The following is a 9,377-nucleotide window of genomic DNA, read 5'->3' as shown; positions in this document are numbered from 1 at the left end:
GCAGCGAAAGAGGCAACTGTTGACGATGATGCTATAGCAAATGTACGGTCGCGATGTCGCAGCGCCCACGACCGTTCGAGGGGCCCTGGAAGCCCGGGTGGCCCTGGAAGCCCGGGTGGCCCTGGAAGCCCTGGCGGGCCCGGAGGCCCTGGCGGGCCCGGAGGCCCTGGCGGGCCCGGAGGACCGGGGGGCGACGGTCCCGGCGGCCGGCGAGGGCGGCCCGACGAGGACGACGGCCGGCCTGCCCGTAGCGGCTGGAAGCGTTTCATCCCGAGCTGGAAGATCGTGGTCCTCGGCGTCACGGTCCTGGCCGCGGGCCTGTTCGGCATGATCATGGTGGCGTACGCCAACACCCCGCTCCCTCTGGAGACCCAGCGGCACGCCGTCGAGCAGGGCAGCGTCATCTATTACCGGGACGGCAAGACCGAGATCGCGCGCCTGGGCACCAAGCGCGAGATCGTTTCGATCTCCAAGATCCCGCTGCATGTCCAGGACGCCTTCATCGCCGCGGAGAATCGTACGTTCCGCACCGACCCGGGCATCTCGGTGTCGGGCATCGCGCGAGCGGTGTGGAGCACGGTGACCGGACAGCAGGTCCAGGGTGGCTCGACGATCACGCAGGAGATGGCGCGAGGGTATTACGACGGCCTCAGCCAGGAGCGGACGCTCCAGCGGAAGGTCAAGGAGATCTTCGTGGCCATCCGCGCCGGCAAGGAGATGTCGAAGGATCAGATCCTGGCCAACTACCTCAACACGATCTACTTCGGCCGTGGCGCGAACGGCATCCAGGCCGCCGCTCAGGCGTTCTTCGACAAGGACGTGAACAAGCTGACCCCCGCCGAGGGGGCCTACCTGGCGGGCCGGATCCAGAGCCCGGACGCGTTCGACCGGGCGGAGGCGGAGAAGAACTGGGCGCCGACCCGGGAGCGGTTCGCGTACGTCGCCGACGGCATGGCGATCGTCGACCCGGCGAAGTACGGGCAACTGCCCAAGACGGCGAAGTTCCCCAAGCTCGCCAGGCTGGACAAGAAGGAGACCCTCAAGGGGATCAACGGCTATATGGTCGACATCGTCCAGCGCGAGCTGGGTAGGCGGGGGATCACCAAGGAGAGCCTGCGCCGCGACGGCTACCGCGTCACCACGACGTTCGACAAGAAGCTGATGCAGGCCGCGAAGAAGGCGGTCGAGACCAACCTCGTCACCGTCCGCGACAAGCACGTCCGCGCGAACATGGCCGCCGTGGACCCGCGCAACGGCCGGGTGATCGCGTTCTACAGCGGCCGCGACTACCTGAAGAGCTTCACCAACAACGCCTTCGACGCCTACAAGCAGGCCGCGTCGGCCTTCAAGCCGTACGTGCTGGCCGCCTGGCTCGAGAGCGGCTACAGCCTCAAGAGCTACGTGTCCGGCAAGGGCCCGGTCACGCTGCCGGGCACCAAGCCGATCGGCAACTCGCACGACGTGGGCGTGGCCGTGCAGATCGACCGGGCCACCGCCGAGTCGGTGAACACGGCGTTCGCCACGATGGCGCAGGAGGTCGGCCTGAAGGAGGTCGAGAAGATCGCCGAGGGCGCCGGGATCGACAAGAAGGGCCTGGAGGAGGCCATCAAGGAGCACGCGTACGGCATGTCCATCGGCGCCGGCCTGGTCACCCCGGTCGAGCAGGCCGCCGGGTACGGCATCTTCGCCAACGGCGGCGTCCACCACGACGCGCACGTGGTCGTCTCGGTCAAGACGTTCAAGGGCGTGACCGTCATGAAGGAGGCCGGCCAGCCCAGAACGGTCATCACCGCGGACACCGCCGCCGACGCCACCTACGCGATGCAGCAGGTGGTCAAGTACGGCACCGCCGCCGGCACCGCGCTGCCCGGCGGGCGGCCGATCGCCGGCAAGACGGGCACCAACAACGAGAACAAGGAGGCCTGGTTCGTCGGCTACGCCCCGCAGCTCTCCGCGGCCGTCGGGATGTACAAGGAGATCCCGCAGATCGACCCGAAGACCAAGAAGGTCGTCAGGGACGCCAACGGCTACCCCCTGCCCAAGGAGGTCTCCCTCGGGAACATCCAGGGCGCCGGTGCGCCCACCAAGATCTGGCGTGACTTCATGACGATCGCGATGAACGGCAAGCCGGTCGAGCAGTTCCCGGCGCCCACCTTTGGCGGTCAGTCGCACGACCTGGTGCAGAAGCCGACGCCCAAGCCGACCCAGGACCCGTCCGAGAGCAGCGACGACGACCTCGGCAGCGACCCGGCCTGCGCCGCCGACCCGGCCTGTGGCGGCGGCGACCCGGACGACGGCTTCGACGGCGACGACGGCCCCGGCAGGGGCGACGGCCCGTTCGGGAACGACCGAGACGAGAGGCGCGACGGCCGCGACGATCGCGGCGATCGCGGCGGTCCCCGCGGCACCACCACCTCTGACACCGCCCAGACCGCCGGAGGCGGATAGGGGCGGGGCCGGGCCACGGCCCGGCCCCGCCCGGCAGGACGTCGGACGCTCCTAGGCCGGAATGACGCCGAGCTGCCGAAGCTGTGAGTAGACGTCGACCACGCCCCAGATCTCGGCGATCCGGCCGCCGGCGAACCGGATGATGAAGATCTCGTTGTACGTGACGGATGTGCCGGTGGGCGGCAGGCCCCGGTATTCGCCCTGGTGGGTCCCGGTGACCGTGTTCCGGAAGACGATCTTGTCCCCCTCGGCGATCGCATCCTCGATCGTCACGCGAATGTCGGGGAACGCGCGAAGGAGCACCGCCCACACCTGTTTGAGCGCCTGCGTTCCCGTCACGCCCGTCGGCACCGGCGCGTGGAACAGCACGTCCGGATGGACGACCTCGTCGATCGCCTTCGCGATGATCTCGGCGTCGCCGCTGTTGATGGCGTCATGGAAGCGGCTGAACACCTCTTTGTTGCTCGCCGCCGTGGTTGCTGACATGAGTTCTCTCCTGAGAGTCTGGATTCGTGAGGGTGGCCGGACCTGCGGGGGCTACGTGCTGTAGTTCTTCCCGATGGGCCGGCCAGGGATCGGCTTGGCGATGAGAGCGACGGGCACGAACAGGCAGAAGTGCCCGATCGCCATGGTGAGCGTCCAGAGCGCCTTGTCGTCGTAGAGGGCGGACGCCCTGGCGAACAACTCGTCGGAGACGCGCTCCCCGAACGGGTTCGGGGTGAGGACGGCCTCCACGATCTCCAGCGCGACCCGTTCGGCCTCGGTGAAGTAGGGGGCGTCCGGCCAGGTCGCCACGGCGGTGATGCGCTCCTCGGTCTCTCCAGCCTGACGCAGGCCGCGGGTCACCTGGATGGTGTGGTACGTGCTGCCGACGACCTGCGCGGCGCGGAGCATGACCAGGCTGATGGTGGACCGCGGAACCGCGCCGTTCCGGGCGATGTTGTGCACCGCCGCGGAGAGTTTCGCCAGCTCAGGGAAGAATTGGGTGAGATCGGGCAGACGCGATTTGACGTCGTCCTGCTCGGTCGCCGTAGGCGTGGACATGGAGGAGCCTTCCATCTCGACTTGAGCGGTTTCACCAGTCCGACAGCGCAGCACCCCGAAATGTGAGGAGGGGCGCCGGCCTCACAGTTCGCCGCGCTGTCTTGTCGAAGGGGTGAGGGCAGAGCCGACCGAGGGAGCCGACGACACCGTGACCATCCAGTCCGTGACCATCCAGTCCGAGCCAGGAGGAGGCCGGCCCGATCCCGGCATGAACGCGATCATGAGCGAGCGGCGGCAGCTCATCAATCTCGCCTACCGGCTCCTCGGCTCGCTGGCCGACGCCGAGGACGTCGTACAGGAGACCTACGCCCGCTGGTACGCCATGTCGCGGCAGCAGCAGGAGGCCATCGAGTCCCCCGCCGCCTGGCTGACCAAGGTCGCCGGGCGCGTCTGCCTCAACCTGCTCTCCTCGGCGCGGGCCCGGCGCGAGACCTACGTGGGCGAATGGATCCCCGAGCCGCTGCCCGAACCCAGGGAGTGGCTCACCGGTCGGCCGGACGTCGTCACCGCCGACCCGGCCGACCGGGTCACCCTCGACGAGTCGGTCAACATGGCCTTCCTCGTCGTGCTGGAAGCGATGACGCCGGCCGAGCGCGTGGCGTTCATCCTGCACGACGTCTTCCGCTACCCCTTCGCCGAAGTGGCCGAGATCGTCGGCCGGAGCCCGGCGGCCTGCCGCCAGCTCGCCTCCTCGGCCCGCCGCCGCATCCGCGACGCGCAGGCCCCCGCCACCCCGGCGGCCCGGCAGGCCGGCATCGTCAGGGACTTCAAGCAGGCCTGGGAGGCCAAGGACATCGAGGCCCTCGTCGGCCTGCTCGACCCCGACGCCACGGTGATCGCCGATGGCGGCGGCCTGGTCGGCGCCGCGCTCCGCCCGATCGAAGGCGGCGAGAAGATCGCCCGCTACGTCGTCGACATCGCGCGCAAGGCACCCGGCCTGACGATCCTGGAGCGCACGGTCAACGGCCGGCCCGGCCTCGTGGCTCAGCACGACGGCGGCACCGTGGTCGTGGCGGCGTTCGACGTGACCGGCGACCGGATCAGGCACATCTGGGCCGTGCGCAACCCCGACAAGCTCCGGCCGTGGACGGTGGGGGAGCGAGGCTGACCGGGCCGCCTCACATTCCTCACGGTTGCGCCGTCGGGCTACTGAGACGCCGTCCTGGGCGGCGTCGCCGGTCTCGTAGCCTCCAAGGAGTCACCCATGTTCCTGCGTGTCGCGGTCGCCCTGCAGACCCTGGCCCTCTTCGCCGCACCGATCACCGCCGGACTGCTGCTGTCCTCGCCCGGGGGACGGCTGCTGCACAGCATCTCGGCGTACGGGGTGTTCACCGTGGCCGTGCTGCACCTGGCCACCGCGATCCTGGTGTGGCGGCCGGGCGGCGGCCCGCCCAGGCCCATCCTGTACGCGGCCGTGTTCCTGGGCCTCACGCTGGCCCAGATAGCGCTGGGCATCGCGCAGGTGAAGACCCTGCACGTCCCCCTGGGCGTGCTGATGTTCGGCATGAGCGTCCTCCAGCTCGGCCGGGTCTGGACCGGCCACCCCGCTGGGGCGGCCGCCCCAGCGGGCCGGTAGGGCGGGCACCCGCCGTCCCGTGCGGGTCAGTCGCCGTTCTCCCACTCGAACGTGACGCTGACGACGGGCGTGTAGGCCATGATGCCCAGACTGTCGGTGACGAGGCAGCGCCACTGCGAGGACCAGACGCCGCTGTGGCCGTTCGGCGGGATCGGGCGCTGCCAGCCCGTGCTGCTGCCCGTGGGGCTGGCCGCGTTGGTGGCGTGGTCGCCGCTGATCTTCTGCCACGCGTACGAGTACGGCGGCACGCCACCCGTCGCCGTCACCGACACGGGCGGGCTGATGTACGGGGGCTGGGTGAAGACACGCAGGTAACCCCAGCTCGTGGAGCTCACGGTCGGCGGGTCGAGCAGGGCGGCCACGCGGACGGCCCCCTGTGCCGCGTGCGCGGCCGGGGCGAGAAGAGCCGTCGTGGCCAGCAGAATGACGGCACCGAGGGCAGGGCGGAGCAATCGGCGGACGCGCATGGGTTTCCCTCCGAGTCCAGGCGTGCACGTACGGTCGGCAAGACAGTGGAACGGGGAAGAGCAGAGAGCGCCTCCGTAGCGTAAATCAATCCTTCGGCGCGTTCCATCCGGCACGTCTCGCCCGCACCACCGGCACCACCGGCACCGGGCGTCGCGGCGGGCCCGGACGCGTGATCAGGGCTTGCGCCAGACGATGCTGTAGCGCAGCAGGAGGTGACGGCGGTACTCCGAGCCGGGCAGGATCTCGGCGGCCAGCTCGCGCATCTGCGCGTACGTCACCGGCGGCGGCCACACCATGGGCGACGGATGCTCCCAGCGGCCCTTGGCGACGCGGTGCAGGGTGCCGACGACGACTCCGGCCAGGTCGCGCGGCAGGTCGTGAGGCATGTCGCTACGGGCCAGGCCGACGACGGCCAGGACGCCGCCGGGGCGCAGCAGGTCGCGCATGCGGGCCAGCCCGGCGGCGGCGTCGAGGTGGTGCAGGGTGGCCACCGACGCGATGACGTCGAACGAGGCCGGCTCGAAGGAGTGGGTGAGGAAGTCGCCGAGGACGTAGTCGATGTCGTCCGGATGTTCGCGGGCCTGGCCGAGGCTGAGCGCGTCGAGGTCGATGCCGGTGACGTGTGGCACGGCCCGCCGGAGCGCGCGGGAGAGCATGCCCTCGCCGCAGCCGACGTCGAGGGCGCGCCGGGCGCCGTCGGGGACCGCGCCCAGGATGCGAGGGTGGTAGTGGATGTTGTGGTTCCACCGCTTGGCGTCCGTCACTGTCATGCGGTCATCCTGCCGGACACCTCCGGTTGGCGATCACCGTTCGGCGGCATCCGGGGACGGTCGAGCGCGGCGCCGGAGGTTCCAGATCCGTCTCACGGGGAATTGTCATAGATTGTCATAGAATGTCGGAATGTGGGGGGTGGTGTAGCGGCTGTGCTGATTCGGAATCCTGAAGAGGTGCGTCGGGGGTAAGCCAAGTGGCAGACATCCGGGACAGTGACGGACCCGCCGAGCAGGTCTTCGAGCGGTTCCTTCAGGGCGAGCAGGTGGACCAGAGCGTGCGTCCCGCCATCCTGAGGTCATGGCGGCGATGCCAGGAGTTCGGGCGCGCCCCGGAGAAACTGGGTTTCACCGACCCGATAGAGCTGGACCCCGACAGCTTCCTGATCCGGATGGCCCGGCCGATCCTGGAACGGGCGCAGCACATCGTCGCCGACGCGAACGCGGCCCTGCTCCTCGTCGACGACCAGGCGACCCTGCTGCTCCGCTACCTCAGCGACCCCGAGATGCGGAGATTCTTCGACAAGGTGCAGGCCGTGCCCGGAGTGGGATATTCCGAAGACCTCCTCGGGACCAACGGCACCGGCACCGCGCTGTGCGAGAAGCGGCTGTTCCGCGTCACCGCATTCGAACATCCGGCCCCCTGCGTGCGGCCGTTCACCGCCACCGGAGTCCCGATCCTGGACCCGCTCACCGGCCACGCCCGCGGCGCCGTGAGCATAGTCAGCCCCAACGAGCGCGAGGACCTGGCGATGAGCGTCCTGGTCCAGCGGCTGGCCCAGGACATCGAACGGCGGCTCCTGGAGCACAGCAACGAGCGCGAGCGCTCCCTGTTCGAGGCGTTCCTCCGGGCCGGAGACCTGCCCTGCCCGGTGTCGGCCGAGGACGTGGGGCCGTTCCTGCGCGACCTGCCGCAGGACGACCGCTTCCGGCTGGAGGAGCAGGCCACCGAGTTGATCGCGCACGGGCAGCGGGCGGCCGTCGAGGTCCCCCTGTCCCGGGGGCGGGTCGCCGTTCTGCGCTCGGTGCCGATGACCGAGCCCGCCGGCGTGGTCGGCGTCGTGGCGCAGGTGAGAATCCAGGGCGGCCCATGGGAGCGGCTCTCCGACGTCACCCTCTCCGAGATCCCGGATCTCGCCCCCGGCCACCGGCGCCTGACCCCACCGGACGCCGCGGAGGCGGCGGCGACGGGGAACGGCGCGGGTTCGAGCGGTAGTACGAATTTCGTTCCGGCGCCGAGGGCCGAGTCGCCGGTGGAGTCACAGGTGCCGGCCGATCCGTGGCTGTTCCTGTTCGGCGAGCCGGGCGTCGGCAGGCTCGCCGCCGCAGCCCGCAGGCGTATCAGGCTCCTGTACGAGGTCGCCACGAACATCGGCAAGACGCTCGACGTGACGCGCACGGCCGAGGAGCTCGCCGAGATGACGGTTCCGCGGTTCGCCGACTTCGTCACGGTCGATCTGCACGAGTGCGTCCTGCGCGGGGAGGAGCCCTCCGACCAGGTGGACACCGACATGTGCCGCGTCGCGTCCCGCCCGGACCGGGAGGATCTGTTCCCCGTCGGCGTGGGCGACGCGGTCCACTACCTCCCGTTCTCCCCGCAGGCCGACTGCCTGCTCGCGCAGGAGGCCGTGCTGTGGCCGCACCCGGGCACGGCCACGGCCGGTGACGCGAGCCTGTCCTCCGGGAACGGGATCCGTTCACTCATCGCCGTCCCGCTGCTCGCCCACGACAGGGTCCTGGGGCTGGCGACGTACATGCGGCTGGGGGCGTCCCCGCCCTTCGAGGAGGACGACGTCTCCCTCGCCGAGGAGCTGGTCGGCCGCGCGGCGGTCTGCGTGGACAACGCCCGCCGTTTCACGCGGGAACGGGCCACGGTCCTGGCCCTGCAGCACAGCATGCTGCCCGGCAGCCTGCCCGAGCAGAGCGCGGTCGAGGTGGCGCACCGGCACGTCCCGGCGCAGGCGGCGGCCCACCTCGGCTGGTTCGACGTCATCCGCCTGCCGGGCACCCGCGTCGCCCTGGTCGTGGGCGACGTCGCCGGGCGCGGCCTGCAGGGCGTGGCCACCATGGGCCGCCTGCGTACGGCCGTCGGCAACTTCGCCGCCCTCGACCTGCCGCCCGCGGACATCCTCGGGCATCTGGACGATCTGGTCCGCCGCTTCAGCCAGGAGGAGCACGAGCAGGCCGGCAGCGAGGAGAGCCGCCTGCTGCGGGACTTCGCCGCCCGTGACGCCGGATCCGGCGTCACCGGGACGACCTGCGTGTACGCGATCTACGACCCCACGTCCCGGCGCTGCACCCTGGCGTCCGCGGGCCATCCGACACCCGCGGTCGTCCACCCGGGCGGCGCGGTGGAGTTCCTGGACCTGCCCCCGGGGGAGCCGCTCGGGCTCGGGGGCCCGCCCTTCGAGACGGCCGAGGTGGAGCTGCCCGAGGGCAGCAGGCTCGTGCTCTACACCAACGGGCTCCTGGCCGACGACCGGGAGAGCGGCCCTCTCACCGGAACGGAACGCCTGCGCCTGGCCCTGGAGCGGGCCGGCGGCACGGCCGAGCAGACCGCCACGTCCGTCCTGGCCGCGGTGCCGCCCGGCGGTCTCACCGACGACGCCACCCTGCTCGTCGCCCGGACCTGTGCGCTGGAGCCCGGGCACATCGCCTCCTGGGACCTGGAGTCGGACCCGGCCGCGGTGGCCGGCCTGCGCACCGAGATCGCCAGGCAGCTCGCCGCCTGGGATCACGAGGAGCTGGCCTTCACCGCCGAACTGATCTTCAGCGAGCTGGTGACCAACGCCATCCGCTATGGCAGCGAACCCATTCAGGCGCGCATGATCCTGGACCGGACGCTGATCTGTGAGGTGTCCGACGCGAGCGAGACCTCCCCACGCCCGCGTCGGGCTTGCGATACCGATGAAGGAGGACGCGGGTTGTTCCTGGTCGCGCAGCTCGCCGAGCGCTGGGGCACTCGCTACACGCGCCGCGGCAAGGTCATCTGGGCCGAGCAGCCTCTGACCGGTGACGAGAACGAACCGTCACCCGCGTTCTCCTTCTTCGCCGACGACCTGTGATCGTGC

8 protein-coding genes are annotated in these 9,377 nt (G+C 70.6%); 4 read left to right on the top strand and 4 right to left on the bottom strand.

Annotation, left to right across the window (positions count from 1 at the left end):
- The first annotated feature begins 285 nt into the window (after positions 1-285).
- Positions 286-2,448 (top strand): transglycosylase domain-containing protein, encoded by a 2,163-nt coding sequence (locus AB0I15_RS61705; protein ID WP_358118793.1) that lies wholly within the window; start codon positions 286-288, stop codon positions 2,446-2,448.
- Positions 2,449-2,499: 51 nt separating this feature from the next.
- Here the strand turns inward: AB0I15_RS61705 and AB0I15_RS61700 are convergent, their stop codons facing one another.
- Together AB0I15_RS61700 and AB0I15_RS61695 are read right to left on the bottom strand one after the other, a co-directional pair.
- Entirely contained in the window at positions 2,500-2,934 is a 435-nt protein-coding gene (locus tag AB0I15_RS61700) for an ester cyclase (protein ID WP_358118791.1), read from the bottom strand.
- A 51-nt stretch (positions 2,935-2,985) separates the two neighbouring features.
- On the bottom strand, positions 2,986-3,492 hold the full coding sequence (locus AB0I15_RS61695; RefSeq protein ID WP_358118789.1) for a carboxymuconolactone decarboxylase family protein: 507 nt from the start codon (positions 3,490-3,492) through the stop codon (positions 2,986-2,988).
- A gap of 148 nt (positions 3,493-3,640) precedes the next feature.
- Between AB0I15_RS61695 and sigJ the strand changes: the two genes are divergently transcribed.
- A complete protein-coding gene (sigJ, locus tag AB0I15_RS61690) occupies positions 3,641-4,600 on the top strand; it encodes an RNA polymerase sigma factor SigJ (RefSeq protein ID WP_358118787.1) in 960 nt (319 codons plus the stop codon).
- Between the two features lie 96 nt (positions 4,601-4,696).
- Positions 4,697-5,068 carry a hypothetical protein gene (locus AB0I15_RS61685; RefSeq protein WP_358118785.1) on the top strand — a complete coding sequence of 124 codons (372 nt, stop codon included), beginning with the start codon at positions 4,697-4,699 and terminating at the stop codon, positions 5,066-5,068.
- A gap of 26 nt (positions 5,069-5,094) precedes the next feature.
- Here AB0I15_RS61685 and AB0I15_RS61680 read toward each other — a convergent pair whose 3' ends face one another.
- Positions 5,095-5,535: a hypothetical protein gene (locus tag AB0I15_RS61680; RefSeq protein WP_358118783.1), complete on the bottom strand. Its 441-nt coding sequence runs from the start codon at positions 5,533-5,535 to the stop codon at positions 5,095-5,097.
- 174 nt (positions 5,536-5,709) lie between these two features.
- Positions 5,710-6,306 (bottom strand): class I SAM-dependent methyltransferase, encoded by a 597-nt coding sequence (locus AB0I15_RS61675; RefSeq protein ID WP_358118782.1) that lies wholly within the window; start codon positions 6,304-6,306, stop codon positions 5,710-5,712.
- Between the two features lie 197 nt (positions 6,307-6,503).
- Here AB0I15_RS61675 and AB0I15_RS61670 point away from each other — a divergent pair, with 197 nt between their 5' ends.
- Complete coding sequence (locus AB0I15_RS61670) at positions 6,504-9,371, top strand: SpoIIE family protein phosphatase (RefSeq protein ID WP_358118779.1); 2,868 nt, start codon at positions 6,504-6,506, stop codon at positions 9,369-9,371.
- Positions 9,372-9,377: the final 6 nt, after the last annotated feature.

It is taken from the genome of Nonomuraea sp. NPDC050643 (genome assembly GCF_040654715.1).
Classification (GTDB): Bacteria; Actinomycetota; Actinomycetes; order Streptosporangiales; family Streptosporangiaceae; genus Nonomuraea.
The sequence above is the reverse complement of the archived record's forward strand: the minus strand, read 5'-3'. Positions and strand labels throughout refer to the sequence as shown.

Bases quoted from the DNA above. Each gene is read 5' to 3' on its own strand.
- AB0I15_RS61700 (WP_358118791.1), bottom strand. From the start codon at position 2,934: ATGTCAGCAACCACGGCGGCGAGCAACAAAGAGGTGTTCAGCCGCTTC.
- AB0I15_RS61695 (WP_358118789.1), bottom strand. From the start codon at position 3,492: ATGTCCACGCCTACGGCGACCGAGCAGGACGACGTCAAATCGCGTCTG.
- AB0I15_RS61685 (WP_358118785.1), top strand. From the start codon at position 4,697: ATGTTCCTGCGTGTCGCGGTCGCCCTGCAGACCCTGGCCCTCTTCGCC.
- AB0I15_RS61680 (WP_358118783.1), bottom strand. From the start codon at position 5,535: ATGCGCGTCCGCCGATTGCTCCGCCCTGCCCTCGGTGCCGTCATTCTG.
- AB0I15_RS61675 (WP_358118782.1), bottom strand. From the start codon at position 6,306: ATGACAGTGACGGACGCCAAGCGGTGGAACCACAACATCCACTACCAC.